This window comes from Enterobacter mori, assembly GCF_025244905.1.
Classification (GTDB): domain Bacteria; phylum Pseudomonadota; class Gammaproteobacteria; order Enterobacterales; family Enterobacteriaceae; genus Enterobacter; species Enterobacter mori_A.
The window spans coordinates 412,558-433,353 of sequence record NZ_CP104285.1; the positions used below are offsets into that span (position 1 = coordinate 412,558).

Genomic DNA, 20,796 nt, shown 5'->3' on the forward strand with positions numbered 1-20,796 from the left:
AGCCGTGTTAGTCAGATGTGTATAGTGAATTTCACTTTTATAAAGCCCCCTTTTTAGCAAGGAGCGTTTATGCATCTGGCCCGTTTCCCCCGAATTTCGCTCGGTCATTTTCCTACGCCACTGGAACCGTTAAATAATTTAACCGAATTATTAGGCGGGCCCAAAATATGGATAAAACGCGACGATGCAACGGGCCTTGCAAGCGGCGGGAATAAAACCCGCAAGCTGGAATTTCTGTTGGCGGATGCGCTGCAGCAAAAAGCCAATGTCATCGTGACGCAGGGCGCGACCCAGTCTAACCACGTACGTCAAACGATCGCCGGTGCCGCACGCCTTGGCCTGCAGGCAAAAGCGCTGCTGGAAAAACGCGTGACTGATTTTGGTGAGGATTATCAGCGCTCGGGGAACGTGCTGCTGGATACCCTTCTGGGCGGTGAGATTGTCGCACATCTGCCAGGCGGCACCGATATGCAAAAGGCGATGGAAGAGTACGCCGCAACGCTTCGCGAACAAGGCCACCGTCCGTACGTTATTCCTGGCGGAGGTTCGAACCCCATCGGGGCGCTGGGCTACGTCGCCTGTGCAGAGGAGCTGCTTTACCAATCATCAGAGCGTCGTCTGCGCATCGATCACGTTGTCCATGCGACGGGCAGTACCGGCACGCAGGCGGGGCTGGTCGCGGGGTTCACCGCCACCAACAGCCATATCCCGGTGCTCGGCATCAGCGTGCGGGCACCCAAAGATAAACAGGAAGAGAACGTCTGGAATCTGGCATCCAGAACGCTGGATCTGTTGGGCGTGCCGGGGGAACTGTCGCGGCATGCGGTAGTCGCTAACAGCGATTATGTTGGTGACGGATACGGTTTGCCGACGGAGGGCACGCTTGAAGCACTGAGGCTGTTGGCCCGCCATGAAGGTATCCTGCTCGATCCGGTTTACTCCGCAAAAGGGATGGCCGGGCTTATCGATCTGATCCGCAAAGGACACTTCCGCCAGGATGAAAATATTGTCTTTATCCACACGGGTGGGTCAGCAGGACTATTTGGCTATCGTCAGGTGCTGGAGCATGGCTAAGCCTTTTCTGCTTGGCGTGTTGGGGGGGATGGGCCCCCTTGCGACGCTGGATTTTCTGCGTCGCCTGCTGGAGGCTACGCCTGCGCAGAGCGATCAACAGCAGATCCCAACGGTCGTCTGGAATGTACCGCAAATTGCCGATCGCCAGAACGCGCTGGCGGGTACGGGCCCTTCGCCCTTGCCGCAGCTTCTTCATGCTGTCGAGAAACTTAACCAGGCGGGGGCAAGCCATATCGCAATCCCCTGTAATACGGCTCACCACTGGTACGACGCGCTGAGTGACGCCAGCAACGCCCCTATTTTGCATATCGTTGATGCGACGCTGGATGCGCTGTCGCAGGCTGATGAAAAACCTCAGCGGGTTGGCGTCATTGCCACGAAAGGTACGCTGGACGCGGGCTGGTATCAGGAACGACTGGCCGCACAGGCTATTGAGGTCGTCGTGCCGACCCCCGAGGAGCTGGCCCAATGGTTTGTACCTGGCTGCTACGCGGTAAAGCGTGGCGCGCTGGTTGACGGCGGCGAACTGCTGGTGTTGCAGGCCAACGCATTGTTTGCCCGTGGCGCGCAAAAACTGGTGCTGGCCTGTACCGAAGTGCCTGTTGCGCTTGAGGCTGCCAGGGCACCGTTTCGTCATCTCACCTGGGATCCGGCTCAGGCGCTGGCAGAACGATGTTCGCAGCTATGGCAAACCAGCAGACCCTTTAATTAGAACACCGTCCGGTACGATAACGGACATTATATTCAGAACAATCACAGGATAAATAAAATGAAAAAAAGTCTCTGCTTATTAATTGCAGCGGGCGGGCTATGGGCAAATATGAGTTTTGCCGATTCACCTGCTGAGGTTCGTGTGGCATATAGCGGCGGTTCTCAGGTATTAATGCTGGCGAAAGCCGATGGCTCTCTTGATAAAGCGTTAAACAGTAAAGTGAAGTGGGTGCAATTTGCATCGGGTGCCGATGCGCTTAATTATTTTGCCAGCAACGCGATTGATATTGCCAATTTTGGATCCAGTCCAGCGACGGCAGGCATTGTCCGCAAATTGCCGGTCGAAATTATTGGCGTATCAGGCGTGATAGCCAGCTATGAACGCCTGATCGGCAAAGATGGCATTGTGAAAATTAATGATATCGAAGGTAAGCGTGTCGCCTACCCGCCCAACTCAACGGCGCAGTATGCTCTCGAAGCCGCGATCAGCGTGAACAAACTGGACCGCAGCAAAATCACGTTACTGCCGCTGCGCCCTGCAGAAATGGTCGCAGCATGGAAGCGTGGTGACATTGATGCTGGCTATGTCTGGGCACCGTTTGCGCAGGAGCTGGAGGCGTCGGGTGGGCACCAGGTCTTTGCCACCAAGGATCTGCAGAAAGATGGCTATCTTATCTACAACAACTATGTGGTACGGAAAGCCTTTGCTGAGAAGTACCCAGAAGCGGTCACTGCGTTTCTTCGCGTGCATCAGCAGAAGGTGGATGAGTTTAAGAAAGACCCGGAGCGTGCGGCAGGCATCGTTGCTAAAGAAGTGGGGGCACCGGTTACCACGGCGGCAAATACGCTGGGTGGGCTGGAGTATCCAACGCTTGCCCAGCAGGGTACTGCGGACTGGCTGGGTAATGGCACGCAGACCACCGACAGCGGTATCGGCAAGGCCTTAACCAAAACCTCCAGCTTCCTCGCCGGTATTGGCGAAATCCGCAAGCGCGATATCCCTGCAAACTGGGATACCGCCATTGACTCTCGCTATATCCGTGATGCGGCGGTGGCGGCGCAATGAGATTGAGTCAGCATATCGCCATCAGCGTCGTGTCGGTGGCGGTTTTCTTTATCGTCTGGCAGGTGGCGGCAACGCAGCAGTGGGTCGATCCGCTGCTGTTACCGTCGCTAACGGACATTGGTTTGACGACCGAAGAGCTGCTTGCCGATGGCTATCGTCAGGTACCGCTCTGGGAACACATTGCGGTGAGCCTCGCCCGAGCGCTGAGCGCTTTTACCGTGGCGATTATCATTGGTATTCCGCTGGGGTTACTGATGGGGCTGTCTGACGGCCTGGCGGCGGTACTTAATCCTTTCGTTCAGTTTCTGCGTCCTTTACCAAAAATTGCACTCATCCCCCTGGCCGTCGTGTGGCTTGGGATTGGCGAGGCCTCCAAATTCTTCCTGATCTTCATTGCCACGTTTTTAAGCGTGGTAGTGGGGGCATCGGCAGCGGTTGAGCGCATTGGTCGTTCACGTATTCGCGTGGCGCAGACGCTGGGAGCTTCCCGCAGACAAATCTTCATGCGCGTCGTCCTCCCGGACGCGCTGCCGGACCTTTTCACCACCGTCAGGCTCTCCATTGGCATTGGCTGGACGTCGTTGATTGCCGCGGAGATGGTCGCAGCCAGTTCCGGCTTGGGCTGGATGGTCATCAACGCCAGCTCTTATTTGCGCACCGATATCGTCATGCTCGGCATTTTGCTGCTGGGCGGCATTGGCTATCTCCTGGATTTATTACTGCTGGGGCTACAGCGCCTGACGGTGCCCTGGGCGGGGAAAGAATAATGAGTGCTATCACCCTTGAAAACGTATCGCTCTCTTTCGCGGCGAAACCCCAGCCGTTTACGGTGCTGGAAGATATCAATCTGAGCCTGAACAGCGGTGAGTTTGTGGTTCTGCTTGGGCCGTCTGGCTGCGGTAAATCCACCATTCTGAACCTTGTCGCCGGGTTTAATAAGCCAGACCGGGGGCGGGTGGCTGCTGGCGGAAAAGAGATCGGCAGGCCTGGCCCCGATCGCGGAATGATATTCCAGCAACCCAACCTGTTCCCGTGGCTCTCGGTGCTGGAAAACGTCACGTTTGGCCCACGTCTGGGCAAATATCGTAAGGACGAAACCAATGCCCTGGCGCAGACATGGCTTGAGCGCGTGGGTCTGAAAGGCTTTGAACATCATGCGCCCTGGCAGCTTTCTGGCGGCATGAAGCAGCGCGTGGCGCTCGCTCGCGCCTGGCTCCCCGGCCCGGAAGTGCTGCTGCTGGATGAACCATTCGGCGCGCTGGATGCGCAAACCCGGCTGATGATGCAGGAGTTGCTGCGCGAGGCATGGCTCTCGACCGGCACCACGCTGCTCTTCGTCACGCACGATGTGGAAGAGGCGCTTTTTTTGGCTGACCGCATTCTGATCATGTCGGCAAAACCGGGAAAAATCGTTGATGAGATCGTTCTGCCCTTTGGGCGGGAGCGAGATATCGAAACGCTGGCGGAACACCCTTCCTATAGCGAGATCAAGCATCACGTCCTGCATCGGGTACGCCAGGAGGCGAAGCGGCACTTACGTTAACCACAATTCCCGGTGTCGGGAATGAATCAACCGTCATGACTAAGGTGGAAGCAATGAGCAATAGCGAATTACGAGACCGTCTTGAAACAAGTATTCAACAGCACCGGGACGAGTATGTGGCGATAGCCAAAGATATTCACGCCCACCCTGAAACCGGCAATAACGAGTATTACGCCAGCGGCCAGCTGACAAAGCTGCTGGAAAAACAGGGTTTTGCCGTCACGCTTAACGTCGCCGGTCATGAAACGGCTTTTTATGCGGTGAAGGAGAGCGGCAGACCCGGCCCTACTATCGCGTTCCTGGCGGAATACGATGCGCTTATTGATATCGGGCACGCCTGTGGTCACAACATCATTGGGGTTACCAGTATTGCTGCAGCGATTGCGCTTAGCGAAACGCTGGACGTGACGGGGGGCAAGGTCGTGGTACTCGGTACGCCTGCAGAAGAGGGCGGGCTGCGTGGTAAAGGCGGTCCAAACGGTAACGTGAAAGCCCGCTTCGTGGAGCATGGCTTTCTTAAAGATGTTGATGTGGCATTGATGGTCCACCCCGCGGGGAAAACGCGATTGTCCGGCCCGTCACTGGCGAATAACCATCTCTACTTCCATTTCTATGGCAAACCTTCCCACGCGGGCAGCTCGCCGCATAAAGGGGTGAACGCGCTGGATGCGCTGGTGTTGCTCTATAACGGTATCAGCGTTCTGCGCCAGCAGCTGCCGGATGGCATCCGCGTTCACGGCATTATCACCAACGGCGGTCAGGCTCCGAATGTGATCCCGGAGTATGCGTCGGCACACTATTACATTCGTGCCCATACCCGTGAAGAGGTGGTTGCGCTGGAGCCACGCATTCGCGCCATTGCGGAAGGCGTCGCGCTGGCAACCGGTACCACGGTCAAGATTGAGCATCAGGTTGGGCCACGTGATTTCAACATCAACCACACGCTGAACGGTGTACTGCTGGAAGAATTCACCGCCGCAGGGGAGACGGTCGAGCTGAAGGAAAAAGAGGGATTGGGCTCAACCGATGCTGGTGATATCAGCCATGCGGTACCGACAGCGCATCCTTACATCAAGATTGGCCCCGATGAATTGATTGGTCACACCGTGGCATTCCGCGAGGCCGCTAACTCAGTACAGGGCTATGACGCGCTGGTGACAGGTGCGCAGGTGCTGGCCCGAACCGGGCTGCGACTGTTAACCGATGCAGCGTTGCTGCAGGAAGTGAAAGACGAATTTGCCGGGCAAACCGCCGCCACGCAAGCTGCATGACCTTAACCGGAGCACCATAACAATGAAAATGCTGTTTTCTGCCGCCGCACTTATGCTGGCGGTGGCTTTACCCCTGGGAAGTGCGCAGGCTGAGAGTATCGACCGTGACGCCGTGCTGAATATTGCCTACGGGAACCGGCCTGGAACGCTGGATCCTTATCTGACGACCAATAACGCCACCTCAGACGTGGACAGGCATATTTTCGAAACGTTGTTCACCATCAACGCCAAATTTGAGCCTGTACCCGAGCTGGTGGAAAGCTACACCCTGAGTGACGATCGCAAAACCTACACCTTTGTATTACGTGACGGGATCCATTTTCATGACGGACAACCGCTGACTGCGGATGACGTTGTGGCTTCAATGAATCGCTGGCTGGCAGTTTCCACGCAGGGGAAAGCGAATTTGCCCGGCGTGCAGTTCAGTAAGGTGGATGATAAAACCGTCACCTTTACGCTTCCTTCCCCGTCACTGATTACGCTCAACGTGCTGGCAGACGTGAAGAACATCGCCGCTATTATGCCGAAACGCATTATTGATGAGGCCAACAGCAGCAAGAAGCCCGTGACCGAGCTAATTGGCACCGGTCCTTACAAACTGGCGGAGTTCAAACCCGGTGATTTTCTGCACTTAACCCGTTATGACCAGTATCAGTCCCGCAAGGAGCCTGCAAGCGGTCTATCGGGCGAGAAGAAAGCGGATGTGAAGGAGATCTGGTTCCGCTACATCACCGATGAATCCACTCGCCTGGCCGGGGCGATGACCGGGGAATACGATCTGGTATTCCAGCTGCCGAAGGACAATATCGACACGCTCAGCAGCGTGCCGGATCTGTCGCTCTTCCAGCCCAAAAGCGGCGGCTCGCTCATTACCTACCTGTTCAATAAAAACCAGGGGCCGTTTGCCAATGTGAAGCTGCGCCAGGCATTCAACCTCGCGCTTAATGTCCATCAAACGCTGCTGGCGGGCTACAGCGATCCGCGTTTCTTTAAGGAAGATCCGTCACTGGGCTTCCCTGAACAGGTGGACTGGTACAGCGAGGCCGGTAAGCCTTTCTGGAATCAACATCGGCTCGACGAGGCGCGCGCGCTGGTGAAAGCCTCGGGCTACAACGGTGAAGAAGTGGTAATCATCGCCACGAAAGAATATGCAGAGTTGTATAACCTGGCGATAGTGGCTCAGCAGGTGCTGAAGCAGATTGGCGTGAAGTCACGCCTTGACGTCTACGACTGGCCGACCGTCCTGCAGCGCCGCCAGGATCCGAAAAACTTCGACCTTTGTGCGCTGGAATTCTCCATGCGTCAGGTGCTGCATCAATATCCCTTCCTCGATTCTCGCGCGAAGTTTCCCGGGCTGAGCAACAACCCGGAGATCGATAACGTGCTGGATGAAATCAAGCAGGCACCTTCATTGAAAGAGGCGAAACCGCTGGTGGATCGACTGAATACCCTGAGCTGGCAATATTTGCCGGTCATTGTGCTGGGCCGCACTACGCCGGATGCGGTGGCGCTAAAAGCCAATGTAAAAGGCTATCAGGACCTGATTGGCCCTATTTTATGGAACGTGAGCGTGACGAAACCCTGACGGGAGAAGGCGATGAGAAGATACCTTTTTCACCGCCTGCTGGCACTCCTGCCGGTGCTGCTGGTGGTGTCGGTAGTGGTGTTTTGCTTGATTCATCTCGCGCCGGGCGATCCGGCGCTGGTGATCCTGGGGAATGATGCCAGTCCTCAGGATATTGCTGCGCTGCGCCAGCAGATGGGGCTGGATCGGCCCCTGCTGGTGCAGTTTTTCAGCTGGTTTGGCGAGATCCTGACCGGAGATTTGGGCCATTCCCTGTTTTTAAATATCAGCGTTATGTCGCTATTTTTACAGCACCTGACGCCGACGCTGGCGCTGGCATTATATGCTCAACTCATTGCGCTCATTCTGGGGCTGGCGGGGGGCGTGATAAGCGCCTGGCAACATGGCGGCATCACGGATCGCATTATTCGTATGCTGGCGACTTTTGGCATGTCGGTTCCGGGTTTTTTGCTTGGCCTTGTCCTCATCTTCTTCTTTGCCGTTCAGCTGCGCTGGTTTCCGGTGGTGGGGTATCGCTCTACCAACGACGACTTCTGGCTTAACGTCTGGTACCTGACCTTACCTGCTATCGCGCTGGGGTTGCGCATCGCCGCACTGATTGCCCGCATGACCCGTGCCGTGATGCTGGATGTATTGCAAGAGCCTTTTATCAACACTGCACGGGCAAAGGGGGTCCCGGAGTGGCTTGTGCTTTTACGGCACACGCTCAAAAACAGCCTGATCCCCATACTGACTATCTGCGGTGAATCCTTCGCGTCGCTGATAACCGGCACGATCGTGATCGAAAGCGTGTTCGGTATTCCCGGCGTGGGATCGCTCATTGTCGATTCGATCGAGCGGCGTGACGTGACGGTGATCCAGGGCGTGGTGCTGCTGATCACCGTTTGCTACGTGTTGATCAACCTGGCAGTGGATCTTCTGAACTATCTTGCCGATCCGCGCCTGTCCGTCAACGGAGGGGAAAAATGATTACCTTCAGAAATCCGGGGCTTTTAATTTGGCCCGCCGTGCTGGCCGCCATTGTGCTGCTGTCATTTTTTGCCAGCCTGGTAAGCCCTTACGATCCCTACAGCCTCGATCCATTAAGCCGATTGACCCCTCCCTCTACGGAGCACTGGTTCGGCACGGATAACTTCGGGCGGGATCTCTTTGTCCGTGTGGCGCTGGCGGTGCGCGTGTCGCTTTCGGTGGGGGCAGCGGTAGCGGTGATAGCAGGTGCGACGGGGATGATCGTCGGGCTACTGTGCGCCTGGTATCGCCCGGTAGACAGGATCCTGATGCGCGTCTGTGATGGTCTTTTTGCCTTTCCGTCTTTGCTACTGGCGATCGCCATTGTCGGCGTCCTCGGACCGAATATCGCCAACGTGGTGCTGGCGCTATCGTTGGTATACGTGCCGTCGGTTGCTCGGGTGATCCGAAGTGCGGCCATGGTGATCAAGGAGAAGAACTTTATTGAAGCCCTGCGCGCGCAGGGCGCCGGTGCCTCGCGTATTATCTGGCTGCACCTTTTGCCTAACGTGATCTCGCCGTTTATCGTGCAGGTCAGTTGGGTGTTTTCGGTGGCCATTCTTACCGAAGCCGCCTTGAGCTTTCTCGGTTCTGGCGTGCCAGCCCCGATGCCAAGCCTGGGCAACTTATTACTCGAAGGAAAGGCCGTGATCTTCACCGCCTGGTGGATGACCTTCTTTCCGGGGATCGCCATTGTGTTGCTAATCCTCGGTTTAAATATTATTGGCGATGACCTACGAGACAGTGCTGACCCGAGCCTTAAACCTCTGCCTCGCCGTGTGTTGCGTCTGCTTAAACAGGGAGGACGCCATGGCTGAAGCCTTACTTGAGGTGAATAATCTTGAGGTTACATTCGCGACGAGAATGGGCGTTGTCTCTCCAGTGCGCGACGTTTCTTTTCGGGTAAACACCCATGAAACTCTCGGCATCATCGGGGAATCTGGCTGCGGCAAGAGTGTGACTGCTCAGGCATTAATGGGACTGCTTTCATCCCGCACCAGCCGGGTCAAGGGTGAGGTCATTCTGGGGGGAAGGGCGTTGCACTCGCTGTCGGCAAAAGTACGACGTCAACGGAGTGGGCGAGAGATGGCGATGATTTTTCAGGATCCGCTCGCCAGCCTTAATCCGGTGATGACCATTGGTGCTCAAATTGATGAAAGCCTGCGGCTGCATACCTATCTGAAACGCGCCCAGCGTCAGCAGAAAATGATCGGCCTGTTGAACCAGGTTGGTATTGCCGATCCTGCTCGCTGCGCCAATGCCTGGCCGCATGAGCTTTCAGGTGGAATGCGTCAGCGCGTGATGATCGCCATGGCCATTGCGACCTCTCCTTCGCTGCTGATTGCTGACGAACCGACTACAGCGCTGGATGCCACCATTCAGGCACAGATCCTCGATTTACTCGACGGACTTAAGCAGCAGACGGGCATGGGGATTGTCATTATCACCCACGATTTAAGCGTCGTGGCGCGGCTTTGCCAGCGCGTGGTCGTACTGTATGCCGGACAAGTTGTGGAAGAGACAGATGTTCATACGCTCTTTGCACAACCGCGCCATCCTTATACCCGTGCGCTGCTGGCTGCTCGTCCTTCGGCGGATCATCCTCCTAAAACACCGCTGGCCGAAATCACTGGCCAGGTACCGTCATTGCATGCATTTCCTTCAGGATGTAGCTACGCCGATCGCTGTCCGCTGGCGCAACCCCGCTGCCGCGCGCAGGCCCCCGAGCTGCAGACGGTGGGATACAAGGCACAGCTGGTTCGCTGCTGGCGGGCCGAGGAGACAGGAGCGGCTGGATGACGATACCCTTATTAAGCGTGAACAATTTGTCGAAAATATTCCATCGCCGTGGGCAACAGGTGCATGCGGTGGATAACGTCAGCTTTACCCTGAACGCGGGTGAAACCTGGGCGCTGGTCGGTGAGTCTGGTAGTGGTAAGAGTACCCTCGGCCGTCTTGTGCTGGGGCTAACCTCAGCCAATGCAGGTGAGATCGCATTTGAAGGCCGTTCACTGACAGGACTGAATACCGCAGGATGGCGCAGCGTGCGCCGCGACATGCAGATGATTTTTCAGGATCCCCTCTCGTCGCTCGACCCTAAACGCACCGTGGGTTATAGCCTTGAAGAGCCGCTGACGATTCACGGCATAGGCAATCGAAAAGCGCAGGTTGCTCATATACTCGAGCAGGTTGGTCTGCGCTCCCAGGATGCCGCCCGTTATCCGCATGAGTTTTCTGGCGGCCAGCGTCAACGGATCGGTATTGCCCGGGCGCTGATACTCAAGCCGAAACTGATTGTTTGCGATGAGCCGGTTTCAGCGCTTGATGTCTCCATTCAGTCACAAATCCTGAATCTGCTTATGCGGTTACAGAAGGAGCATGGGCTGGCATATCTCTTTATCTCCCACGATCTCAACGTTGTCAGGCACATAGCTGACAGGGTCGGGGTGATGTACCGGGGATCGCTGGTTGAACAGGGTGAGGCTGCGCAGCTTTTTAGTGCGCCTCAGCATGAGTATACGCGCTATCTGCTGGATGCCATTTTGCCCGCCCATCCCGTAAAGGAGGAGGAAATGCGCGTGGTGGCCAACGGGTAAAACTGTCAGGGTCGATTTGAACGCCGGGTCGGTTATAATAGGCGCAAGCGATCTCTATCACGACCCAATTTAACCCGGCGCACACCGCCTAAAACGAGTAAGTTCAATGAGTGAAATGATTTACGGCATCCACGCGGTGCAGGCCCTTCTCGAGCGCGCACCGGAGCGTTTTCAGGAAGTCTTTATTCTGAAAGGGCGTGAAGATAAGCGTCTGATGCCGCTAATCCACGCGCTGGAAGCTCAGGGCGTGGTGATCCAGCTGGCGAACCGCCAGTTCCTGGATGAGAAAAGTGAAGGTGCGGTGCACCAGGGCATTATTGCGCGCGTGAAGCCGGGCCGTCAGTATCAGGAGAACGATCTGCCGGATCTGATTGCCGAGCTGGATAACCCGTTCTTCCTGATCCTCGATGGCGTTACCGATCCGCACAACCTCGGTGCCTGCCTGCGTAGCGCCGATGCGGCGGGCGTGCATGCGGTGATCGTGCCGAAAGATCGCTCCGCGCAGCTGACCGCGACGGCGAAGAAAGTGGCCTGCGGCGCGGCGGAAAACGTTCCGCTGATCCGCGTGACCAACCTGGCGCGCACCATGCGTCTGCTGCAGGAAGAGAACATCTGGATCGTCGGTACCGCCGGTGAAGCGGATCATACCCTGTATCAGAGCAAAATGACCGGCCGTCTGGCGCTGGTGATGGGAGCGGAAGGCGAAGGCATGCGTCGTCTGACCCGCGAGCACTGCGACGAGCTGATCAGCATCCCGATGGCGGGCAGCGTGTCCTCCCTGAACGTGTCTGTTGCGACGGGCATCTGCCTGTTTGAAGCGGTGCGTCAGCGGGGAGAATAAACAGCAAGGCCGTCCACAGGACGGCCTTTTGTGTTTTCTCCCTCTCCCTGTGGGAGAGGGGCGGGGTGAGGGCACCAGACGGTGATAAACTCACTCCTCCAGCGACCGCAAATGGTCATCCTTACTCAACGTCATCAGCGCAAAGATACTCACCACCGCCGTCGCCATCACGTAATACGCCGGAATATCCAGGTTTCCCGTCTGCTTAATCAGCCCGGTAATGATTAATCCCGCACATCCCGAGAAAATCGCGTTCGACAGGGAATAAGCCAGCCCAAGCCCGGTATAGCGTACGCGCGTCGGGAACATCTCCGAGAGCATTGCCGGACCCGGTCCTGCCAGCATCCCGACCAGACCACCCGCAATTAACACCACAACGGCCTTCACCGCCAGCGTACTCGACTCCGCCTGCAGGATTTTCAGCAGCGGCAGGGCGAGGATCAGCAAAAGCGCGGTGGCGATAATCATTACCGTGCGGCGCCCGATCCGGTCGCTCAGCATCCCCGACGGAATAATCGTCATCGCAAACCCAACGTTCGAAATCACCGCAATCAACAGCGCCTGGTTAAACCCGGTGTGCAGCGCCGACTGCAGATAGGTCGGCATAATCACCAGGTAGGTGTACCCCGCTGCAGACCAGACCATTACACGCCCTATCCCCATCACGATGGCCCGGAGCGTGGCGGCAGTATCCGCCTGAGCGACAGCCGGTTTATCCTGCTGCTGCACAAAGCTGGGTGTCTCCTCCATGCTGACACGAAGCCACAGCGCAACGACGCCCATAGGCAGCGCCAGGAAGAACGGAATGCGCCAGCCCCAGTCGTGGAGGGCTTCCGGCGTGAGGAGGGCGGAGAGCAGCGCCACGATGCCTGCGCCTGCCAGCAACCCCAGCGCTACGGTGAAGGACTGCCACGCGCCATAGAGTCCACGCTTGCCGCGCGGGGCGAACTCAGTCATCAGCGAGACCGCACCGCCGTATTCACCGCCCGCGAACAGCCCCTGCAGGATGCGAAGCAGCGTAATAATGAGCGGCGCGGCAATCCCGATGCTGGCGTAGACCGGCACAATGCCGATAGCGGCGGTAGCGAGCGTCATCAGCACCAGCACAATGATTAGCGTCGGCTTACGGCCAATCCGGTCGCCGATGCGGCCAAACACCACCGCGCCCAGCGGGCGGAAGAAGAAGGCGATGGCAAACGAAGCGTAGGTGAGGATCAGGCTGGTAAGCCCCGCTTCTCCTTCAAGCTGGAAGAAGTTTTTCGCAATGACGGTCGCCAGAAAACCATAGACCGCAAACTCATACCACTCGATAAAGTTACCAATGGAGCCTGCAATTAATGCACGCTTGTGCGCGTCCCGTTGCATAACGATCCTCACAGAAAGGGGTAAGAATAAATTATTCAACAAAAGCGAAGTGATGAAATAGTTTATTCTTATGTTATGTGAGCTATTTCACGAATGATATCAGCGGGATCGTCAGCGTGTGACTCCCCTCCCATGCAGCGTGTGCGCGGTCTGTCCATACTTATCGTCATTGCCACTGAAGGAGGGAGACAGCATGCACTGGCAGACCCACACTGTTTTCAATCAACCGGCACCACTTTCCAACAGCAACCTTTTCCTCTCGGACTGCGCCCTGCGCGATGCGGTTACGCGTGAAGGCGCCGAGTGGGACATCGAGCTACTCGCCAGCATTGGCCAGCAGCTGGGTACGGCGGAGTCACTGGAGCTGGGCAGGCTGGCAAACGTCAACCCGCCCGAGCTGTTACGCTATGACGCCACGGGCGAGCGGCTGGACGACGTGCGTTTTCATCCGGCATGGCATCTGCTGATGCAGGGGCTTTGCGCCAACCGCGTGCATAACCTGGCGTGGGAAGAGGAGGCGCGTAAAGGGACGTTTGTCGCTCGGGCTGCGCGCTTTGTGCTTCATGCTCAAGTGGAGGCGGGCACGCTGTGCCCCGTTACCATGACGTTCGCCGCCACGCCGCTACTGCAGAAGGCGCTCCCTAAAATATTTCACGACTGGCTCACGCCACTGCTCAGCGATCGCTACGATCCGCATCTTGCCCCCGGCGCACAAAAGCGCGGTCTGCTGATCGGCATGGGGATGACGGAAAAGCAGGGCGGTTCAGACGTGCTCAGCAATACCACCAAAGCGGAAAAATGCAGCGACGGCAGTTACAGGCTGGTGGGGCACAAATGGTTTTTCTCCGTGCCGCAAAGCGATGCACATCTGGTGCTGGCGCAGGCTAAGGGCGGGTTGTCCTGCTTTTTTGTCCCGCGCTTTTTACCCGACGGACAACGCAACGCCGTCCGCCTGGAACGCCTCAAGGACAAGCTCGGGAACCGCTCTAATGCCAGCAGCGAGGCGGAGTTTCTTGATGCTTCCGGCTGGCTGCTGGGGGAAGAAGGCGAAGGGGTACGGCAGATCCTCAAAATGGGCGGTCTGACGCGCTTTGACTGCGCGCTGGGCAGCCACGGGCTGATGCGTCGGGCGCTCTCGGTGGCGCTGTACCATGCCCATCAGCGGCAAACCTTCGGCAAAAATCTCATCGACCAGCCGCTAATGCGTGAGGTGTTAAGCCGGATGGCGCTGGTGCTTGAGGGGCACACGGCGCTGCTGTTCCGCCTGGCCCGCGCGTGGGACAAGCGTGCCGATCCGCAAGAAGCTGCCTGGGCGCGGCTATTCACTCCGGCGGCGAAATTTAGCGTGTGTAAAGCGGGCATCCCGTTTGTTGCGGAGGCGATGGAGGTGCTGGGTGGGATCGGATATTGCGAAGAGAGCGAACTTCCCCGTCTGTACCGTGAAATGCCGGTCAACAGTATCTGGGAAGGATCAGGCAATATCATGTGCCTGGACGTGCTGCGCGTGCTGGCGAAGCAGCCGGGGATCCACGACCTGCTTGCCGAAGAGTTTGCGCAGGTAAAAGGGCAGGACAGACACTTCGACCGCAGCTGGCGACAGCTGCAGCAAAAACTGCGTAAGCCGCAGGAAGCACAGGGCAGGGAGATTGCTCAACAGCTCTTTTTACTGGGTGCCGGAAGCCAGATGCTGCGGCACGCTTCACCGCCCGTGGCGCAGGCGTGGTGCCGCATGATGCTGGATACCCGTGGCGGAACGCTAATGAGCGAGCAGGTGCAAAATGACCTGCTGCTGCGCGCCACGGGCAGAGTCGGTTAGCCTTTTAGCTGGAACAGGCTGACCAGTTGGGTGAGGTGTGAGCCTTTCTCGCGCAGCGTATGCGCGGTCTGCTCGCTGCGCGAGACGCGGTCAGCGTTGATGTGCGACGCTTCGCCGATGTGCGTCATGGCAAGATTCACCTGCCCGATCCCTGCGGATTGTTCGCGGGAAGCGTGGTTGATCTCGGTAACCAGCTGGCTGATGTTATCGATATGAACAATGATGGCGTCCATCGCCAGACGCGTCTTTTCTGACAGCGCGTGGCCTTCGCTTACCTTGTTCAGCGTATCGCCAATCAGGTGTTCAATCTCCTTCACCGCGTTGGCGCTGCGTGCCGCCAGGGCGCGAACCTCCTGCGCCACCACGGCGAAGCCTTTGCCATGTTCGCCAGCGCGTGCCGCTTCGACCGCCGCATTCAGCGCCAGAATGTTAGTCTGGAACGCGATGGACTCAATCACGCGGGTGATGTCCTCAATGCGTTTAGAGGCATCACGGATATCATCCATGGTCGACACCGCGTGGGTGACCGTCTCACCGCCCTGATGAACCGCGAGCGAGGTTTCCCCTACCAACTGCTGTGTTTGCTCCATGTTGGCGGCATTTTGCTGTACGGTGGCGGCCAGCTGCTCCATGCTGGCGGAAGTCTCTTCCACGCTGCTGGCCTGCTTGTTGATCTGCTCGGAGATTTCTCCGGTGTCGGAAGCCAGCGCATTGGTGCCCAAATGGATCTCACCCGCGGCCTCACGCACCTGTATGACAATTTTTTGCAGCCCATCGCCAATACCGTTGATGGCATCAACCAGCTGGCCGACCTCATCATGACGCGTTACGGGCAGGCTAGCGCGCAGATCGCCTGCGGCATACTGGCGGGCCAGATCGATCACGTTACGCAGCGGGCGGGTGAGCATCCGGCGAATGAGCACCACAAACATGCCCGCGAAGAGCACGGAAAGCACCACGCCCGCCAGCAGGAACCGGTCACGCATGGTGTTGACGCTTGCGAGAAGGACCGATTTATCCACTTCACCCACGATGGTCCAGTTCCAGCCCGGCAGCGGCGTATAGGCCATTTTCAGCGTGCGGCCGTCGACGCTTACGCGTTCCAGCGTGCCGGAGGCATCGCTCAGCAGGTGCTGTTGGGTGGCACTGTCCCATTTTGGTCGTTGCCCCTCTTCACTGCTGTGGAACAGGAACTGACCGCGCGTTTTGCCGTTGCTGCGATCCAGCACATAGAAGTGCCCGCTCTCGCCCAGTCGACGGTTGAGGATTTTCTCACGCATAACGTTCCAGGAGTGGGTGATATCTACCCCAACAAAGATGATCCCAATGACCTGGCCTTCACCGTTCTTAACCGGCTGATACTGGGTGATGTAGCGTTTACCAAACAGCAGCGCCAGGCCACGGTAAACCTCGCCCCTGGTGACGGCAGCAAACGCCGGGCTGGTGGTGTCCAGAACGGTTCCCATCGCCCGGTCGCCATTCTCCTTGCGCAGGGAGGTGGCAACGCGAATAAAGTCGTTACCGCTGCGAACGAACAGCGTGGAGATTGCGCCCGTACGATTCAGAAAGTCGTCAGAAAAAGCATTGTTTTCATGCAGTTCAGATTCACCGCCTTTCAGCAAAGGCACATTGATCCCGCTAATGGTACGGGTCTGACTGTTATCGACCGTAAATGGCTGAGGCAGGAAAGTGGTGAACAGTCGGGTATAGCTTTCGACCTCTTCGCTCAGACTGGTATTAAACATCTGCACCATATCGACCATGCCGGTGGACTGGTTATGCAAATCTTCGACGGCAAGTTCTTCAAGCTGCTGGCTGGCTTTATGGCTGAGCAGAAAAGTGAAAAGCAGAAACAGAATGGCGACACTCATACCGGTCAGCAGCGATAGCTTAGTGCCCAGACCCGCACGGCGGAAAGAATTGATCATAAATTGCTCATCATTGAAAAGGTATGCCTGTTCAACGGCAGAGCAGCGATAACATTTATACTATTAATGTAACCAAATGTTATTTGTTTGTTTTTGAATGGTTTTGAAAAAGATAAAAAATTTGCAAAAACGAAAAACCACTAAAATTAAGTGGCTTTTATCGGGAGGGGCTAAACATAGAGGATGGCTTGTACTCGCCAATGATCGACATGGTTATCTTCCTGCATCTGGATTATGCGATACCAGGAAGCGCCTTGTTCATCGGCTTTTAATGCAACTACACGTTCAACGTCTTGCGGGCTCCCCGAAATGTTATTCACGGAGATTTGGCCTATTTCATTCAGGCCAGTCACGCAATCAGCACTGGCGAATTCAGCTGATTGTGCGGTTGTGCTCACAAGGCCTGCTGAGAGCAACAGTGTGGTCAAGGCAAGAGTTCGTTTCATCGTCAGCTCCATTTCACATGTCTCCGGTATCCGCCGGGCAATCCTTCGCAAATAAACTCACTTCCATTGGTGCAGGCATGGAGTTTATTGTGGACAGGAAAATGTCTATGGACGCAAAGCAGTGTAAATGTCGTTCAAATGATCGCCACTACTTACGGTACAAAATCGCCTGCGAGTACCATTGTCCCGTAATGATGGTTTCGTCGATCATAATGATGACGTAATAATCTGCTTTGGCGGCGGCGGCTTGTGCTTCAATAGATGCTTCCGCGTCATCCGGGGAACCGCGAACCAACGCGGAGACAGTGCCCATTCGCTGTAATCCTTCTGTCTGATTACGACGAATTTCCTGTGGGTGATCGGCGACCGGCGGAGCGGGTTGCGGTGTTCCCTGCAGCGCGCTACAGCCACTGAGCAGAAACACAAACAATAAAGCAGCAAACCTGCGCATAACCATATCTCGTTTCCTGATAGCCATAGTGTAGTTGCCTGTAAATTTAGTTTTGGGGGAATGTTCCCGAAGTGTTATCTGAGGCGAAGATTTCGAATGAAAATATCCAGAAACCGTAATCCAGCTCTCAAACATTATGAATCATTCATCACTACAGGACCGACAATGATTGAACTCGAAACGCGACGCCTCGGTGACCGCGAAATATTACATGCTTTCCCCACCGGAAAAAGTGAGCAGCCGCTGCCAGTTGTGGTTTTTTATCATGGGTTTACCTCATCAAAACTGGTTTATAGCTATTTTGCCGTGGCGCTGGCGCAGGCTGGATTCCGCGTTGTTATGCCGGATGCTCCGGATCATGGCTCGCGATTTTCGGGCAACGAGCAGGCGCGGCTCGGCCAGTTCTGGCAAATCTTGCACGGTAGCCTGACGGAATTCGCAGGGCTGCGCGATGCGCTTTTTGAGGCCGGGCTGGTGGAGAACGATCGCCTGGCGGTCGCTGGGGCTTCAATGGGGGGCATGACGGCGCTGGGGATCATGACGCATCATTCAGAAGTGAAGTCCGTTGCTTGTCTGATGGGGTCGGGCTACTTCTCTTCGCTCTCGCAGACGCTGTTTCCCTCGCAGAACCCGGAAGATATCGAAGCGGCGCTGGCGGAGTGGGACGTCACCCATGCATTACCGAACCTGGCCAATCGCCCGCTGCTGCTGTGGCATGGCGATGCGGATGATGTGGTTCCGCCTGACGGAACTTTCCGTTTACAGCAGGCGTTAAAGAATGACGGGCTGGACGGCAATTTAACCTGCCTTTGGGAGGCGGGCGTTCGTCACCGTATTACGCCGACGGCGCTGGATGCTACGGTGAACTTTTTTCGCCAGTACCTTTAAACCCGAAGAATTTTGACCCCTTGATCTTCCAGTTTCTGGAGGATCTCCGGGTTAGCCCCTTTGCCGGTAATCACCATGTCGATCTGTTCTGCGCGGCTGAACAGCATGCCTGCGCGTTCACCGACTTTGCTGCTGTCGACCAGCACAACGAGTTTTCCCACGACGTTGAGCATGTTTTGTTCCGCCATCGCGGTTAGCATATCGGTTTTATATAAGCCATCCGCCGTCAGGCCTTTGCCGCTGGTAAACATCCAGTGCCCGGCATAGAGGCTGTTTTCGCTGTCCTGTGGGCTGAGCGTAATGGACTGGCTCTTATTGTATTGGCCGCCCATGATCACTACGCTTTCATGTTCCTGATCAATGAGATAGTTGGCCAGCGGCAAATAGTTAGTGATGATTTGCACCGGTTTGCCACACATCTCCCGCCCCAGTAAAAACGCCGTGGAGCCGCAGTTGATCACGACGCTTTCGCCAGGGTTGACCAGCTGTGATGCTGCTCTGGCAATCCGCACTTTTTCATCGTGGTTCTGCGCCTGATGAATGTTCATCGGCGTCCAGCGCGGACGCTGCTGGCTAATGGCTTCCGCGCCGTTACGGACTTTTTTCAGCTTACCGCTTTCATCCAGCTTGTTGATGTCCCGTCGGGCGGTTGCCGGAGAAATGCCTAAACGTTCGATTACTTTCTCAACGGTGATAAACCCTGTTTGCGCCAGGAGTTCCAGTAAAATTTGATGCCGTTGCGCTTCCGTCATGAGCTATTCCGATAAGAATTGATTTGAAAAGATGATATTTGAAATAGCGTGAAATTACTAAAATAAATATGACATCGCCAGACACAAGGTCTGGCGATTTGACTTCACAATCAGAGGAAGGACTTGAACGGCAGGTCAGGCTCAATGGTGAAGCAATCATCGAAACCACGTGGATAGTGATATTCAAGATTGTCTTTGTCCAGTGGCCAGGTGAACTTGCCACCGACCTGCCAGATGAACGGCTTGAAGCCATACTTCAGGCGGTCTTTTTTCATTTCCCACAGCACGCGGATTTCCTGCGGGTCTGCCTGGAAGTTTGACCAGATATCGTGGTGGAACGGAATAACCACTTTTGTATTCAGTGCTTCCGCCATGCGGAGCATATCGGCGCTGGTCATTTTGTCGGTGATGCCGCGCGGGTTCTCACCGTAGGAGCCCAGCGCCACGTCGATCTGGTGCTCGTTACCGTGCTTCGCATAGTAGTTGGAGTAGTGGGAGTCACCGCTGTGGTACAGAGAACCGCCAGGGGTTTTGAACAGGTAGTTCACCGCACGCTCGTCCATACCATCTGGCAGCACGCCTGCCGCTTTCTGATCGGCAGGCAGGGTGATCAATGCTGTACGGTCAAAGGCATCCAGCGCGTGGATTTCAGTGTCTTTAATTTTTACTACATCGCCCGGTTTCATCACGATGCAGCGCTCTTTCGGCACGCCCCAACCGATCCACAGATCCACACAGGTCTGCGGCCCAATGAACGGTACATCGTCCGCGCAGTTTTGCATAACCGCTGCCGCCACGTTCACGTCGATATGATCGTTGTGATCGTGAGTAGAGAGGACGGCGTCGATCTGACGAATCGCAAACGGATCGAGCACAAACGGCGTAGTACGCAGGTTCGGCTGCAGTTTTTCCACGCCCGCCATGCGCTGCATCTGATGGCCTTTTTTCATCAGGGGGTTGCCGTGGCTCTGTTTACCGGTGCCGCACCAGAAATCGACGCAGATATTGGCGCCACCTTCAGATTTCAGCCAGATACCGGTACAGCCCAGCCACCACATTGCAAATGTGCCAGGAGCAACCTGTTCCTGCTCGATCTCTTCATTCAGCCAGCTACCCCATTCCGGGAAGGTGCTCAGAATCCATGACTCACGGGTGATGGTGTTCACTTTACTCATCGTTTTGACTCCTGGTTTAATCAAAAGTAATCACAATGTGATTTGTTGTGATTAATGCTGGCATCATTTGACGCGTTTTGCAATGGTGGATATGGTGAATTTTATCTGTTCGACTTCACGGATTCTGCGCTTTTCCCTTGTTAGACTATCCCGTAATAATCATTAATTGCATGAATTATAAAGGTTAATTCATTTTTCACGTACGGTAGTGAAAATCATTACTAACACCATGGAAATAATTTGCGTGATACGTCACAAATAATCAAATCCAATCTTGTG

At 56.0% G+C, this 20,796-nt stretch carries 20 protein-coding genes; 14 read left to right on the forward strand and 6 right to left on the reverse strand.

Annotated elements, in window-relative coordinates; translation table 11 throughout:
• The first annotated feature begins 69 nt into the window (after window positions 1-69).
• The 12 genes from N2K86_RS01990 (at window position 70) to rlmB (ending at window position 11,696) form a co-directional block, all read left to right on the forward strand.
• Window positions 70-1,074, forward strand: a complete 1,005-nt coding sequence (locus N2K86_RS01990; protein WP_260660282.1) for a D-cysteine desulfhydrase — start codon at window positions 70-72, stop codon at window positions 1,072-1,074.
• Window positions 1,067-1,786, forward strand: a complete 720-nt coding sequence (locus tag N2K86_RS01995) for an aspartate/glutamate racemase family protein (RefSeq protein WP_260660283.1) — start codon at window positions 1,067-1,069, stop codon at window positions 1,784-1,786. The genes N2K86_RS01990 and N2K86_RS01995 overlap by 8 nt, the downstream gene beginning before the upstream one ends.
• Before the next feature lie 57 nt (window positions 1,787-1,843).
• Window positions 1,844-2,851, forward strand: a complete 1,008-nt coding sequence (locus N2K86_RS02000; RefSeq protein WP_260660284.1) for a taurine ABC transporter substrate-binding protein — start codon at window positions 1,844-1,846, stop codon at window positions 2,849-2,851.
• Entirely contained in the window at window positions 2,848-3,618 is a 771-nt protein-coding gene (locus N2K86_RS02005; RefSeq protein ID WP_063144093.1) for an ABC transporter permease, read from the forward strand. The genes N2K86_RS02000 and N2K86_RS02005 overlap by 4 nt, the downstream gene beginning before the upstream one ends.
• Window positions 3,618-4,394, forward strand: a complete 777-nt coding sequence (locus N2K86_RS02010; protein WP_126545649.1) for an ABC transporter ATP-binding protein — start codon at window positions 3,618-3,620, stop codon at window positions 4,392-4,394. The genes N2K86_RS02005 and N2K86_RS02010 overlap by 1 nt, the downstream gene beginning before the upstream one ends.
• A 53-nt stretch (window positions 4,395-4,447) precedes the next feature.
• The gene (locus N2K86_RS02015) at window positions 4,448-5,665 is read left to right on the forward strand and encodes a M20 family metallopeptidase (RefSeq protein WP_260660285.1); all 1,218 of its coding nucleotides are present in this window, start codon (window positions 4,448-4,450) and stop codon (window positions 5,663-5,665) included.
• A 22-nt stretch (window positions 5,666-5,687) separates the two neighbouring features.
• Window positions 5,688-7,250: an ABC transporter substrate-binding protein gene (locus N2K86_RS02020; protein WP_260660286.1), complete on the forward strand. Its 1,563-nt coding sequence runs from the start codon at window positions 5,688-5,690 to the stop codon at window positions 7,248-7,250.
• Window positions 7,251-7,262: 12 nt separating this feature from the next.
• Window positions 7,263-8,219 (forward strand): ABC transporter permease, encoded by a 957-nt coding sequence (locus N2K86_RS02025; RefSeq protein WP_260660287.1) that lies wholly within the window; start codon window positions 7,263-7,265, stop codon window positions 8,217-8,219.
• Window positions 8,216-9,076: an ABC transporter permease gene (locus N2K86_RS02030; protein ID WP_260660288.1), complete on the forward strand. Its 861-nt coding sequence runs from the start codon at window positions 8,216-8,218 to the stop codon at window positions 9,074-9,076. The genes N2K86_RS02025 and N2K86_RS02030 overlap by 4 nt, the downstream gene beginning before the upstream one ends.
• Window positions 9,069-10,058: an ABC transporter ATP-binding protein gene (locus N2K86_RS02035; protein ID WP_260660289.1), complete on the forward strand. Its 990-nt coding sequence runs from the start codon at window positions 9,069-9,071 to the stop codon at window positions 10,056-10,058. Before N2K86_RS02030 ends, N2K86_RS02035 begins: the two co-directional genes overlap by 8 nt.
• Window positions 10,055-10,855, forward strand: coding sequence for an ABC transporter ATP-binding protein (locus N2K86_RS02040; RefSeq protein ID WP_260660290.1), 801 nt, complete (start codon window positions 10,055-10,057; stop codon window positions 10,853-10,855). The genes N2K86_RS02035 and N2K86_RS02040 overlap by 4 nt, the downstream gene beginning before the upstream one ends.
• A gap of 106 nt (window positions 10,856-10,961) precedes the next feature.
• Window positions 10,962-11,696: a 23S rRNA (guanosine(2251)-2'-O)-methyltransferase RlmB gene (rlmB, locus tag N2K86_RS02045; RefSeq protein WP_260660291.1), complete on the forward strand. Its 735-nt coding sequence runs from the start codon at window positions 10,962-10,964 to the stop codon at window positions 11,694-11,696.
• 90 nt (window positions 11,697-11,786) lie between these two features.
• Here rlmB and N2K86_RS02050 read toward each other — a convergent pair whose 3' ends face one another.
• A complete protein-coding gene (locus N2K86_RS02050; protein ID WP_260660292.1) occupies window positions 11,787-13,061 on the reverse strand; it encodes an MFS transporter in 1,275 nt (424 codons plus the stop codon).
• Between the two features lie 193 nt (window positions 13,062-13,254).
• On the opposite strand from N2K86_RS02050, the gene N2K86_RS02055 reads away from it, so the two are divergent.
• The gene (locus N2K86_RS02055; RefSeq protein WP_260660293.1) at window positions 13,255-14,877 is read left to right on the forward strand and encodes an isovaleryl-CoA dehydrogenase; all 1,623 of its coding nucleotides are present in this window, start codon (window positions 13,255-13,257) and stop codon (window positions 14,875-14,877) included.
• Here N2K86_RS02055 and N2K86_RS02060 read toward each other — a convergent pair.
• From N2K86_RS02060 to bsmA, 3 genes are all read right to left on the reverse strand, one after another.
• Window positions 14,874-16,805, reverse strand: a complete 1,932-nt coding sequence (locus N2K86_RS02060) for a methyl-accepting chemotaxis protein (protein WP_260660294.1) — start codon at window positions 16,803-16,805, stop codon at window positions 14,874-14,876. The two genes, N2K86_RS02055 and N2K86_RS02060, sit on opposite strands and share 4 nt — an antisense overlap.
• Window positions 16,806-16,975: 170 nt before the next feature.
• Window positions 16,976-17,251, reverse strand: coding sequence for a DUF1471 family protease activator YjfN (gene yjfN, locus N2K86_RS02065; protein ID WP_139157912.1), 276 nt, complete (start codon window positions 17,249-17,251; stop codon window positions 16,976-16,978).
• A 148-nt stretch (window positions 17,252-17,399) separates the two neighbouring features.
• The gene (gene bsmA / locus N2K86_RS02070; protein ID WP_071985399.1) at window positions 17,400-17,729 is read right to left on the reverse strand and encodes a biofilm peroxide resistance protein BsmA; all 330 of its coding nucleotides are present in this window, start codon (window positions 17,727-17,729) and stop codon (window positions 17,400-17,402) included.
• Between the two features lie 138 nt (window positions 17,730-17,867).
• On the opposite strand from bsmA, the gene yjfP reads away from it, so the two are divergent.
• Complete coding sequence (gene yjfP, locus N2K86_RS02075) at window positions 17,868-18,590, forward strand: esterase (RefSeq protein WP_260660295.1); 723 nt, start codon at window positions 17,868-17,870, stop codon at window positions 18,588-18,590.
• Here the strand turns inward: yjfP and ulaR are convergent.
• Together ulaR and ulaG are read right to left on the reverse strand one after the other, a co-directional pair.
• Window positions 18,587-19,342, reverse strand: coding sequence for an HTH-type transcriptional regulator UlaR (gene ulaR, locus N2K86_RS02080; protein ID WP_260660296.1), 756 nt, complete (start codon window positions 19,340-19,342; stop codon window positions 18,587-18,589). The two genes, yjfP and ulaR, sit on opposite strands and share 4 nt — an antisense overlap.
• Before the next feature lie 110 nt (window positions 19,343-19,452).
• On the reverse strand, window positions 19,453-20,517 hold the full coding sequence (ulaG, locus tag N2K86_RS02085) for an L-ascorbate 6-phosphate lactonase (RefSeq protein WP_260660297.1): 1,065 nt from the start codon (window positions 20,515-20,517) through the stop codon (window positions 19,453-19,455).
• Between the last annotated feature and the right edge of the window lie 279 nt (window positions 20,518-20,796).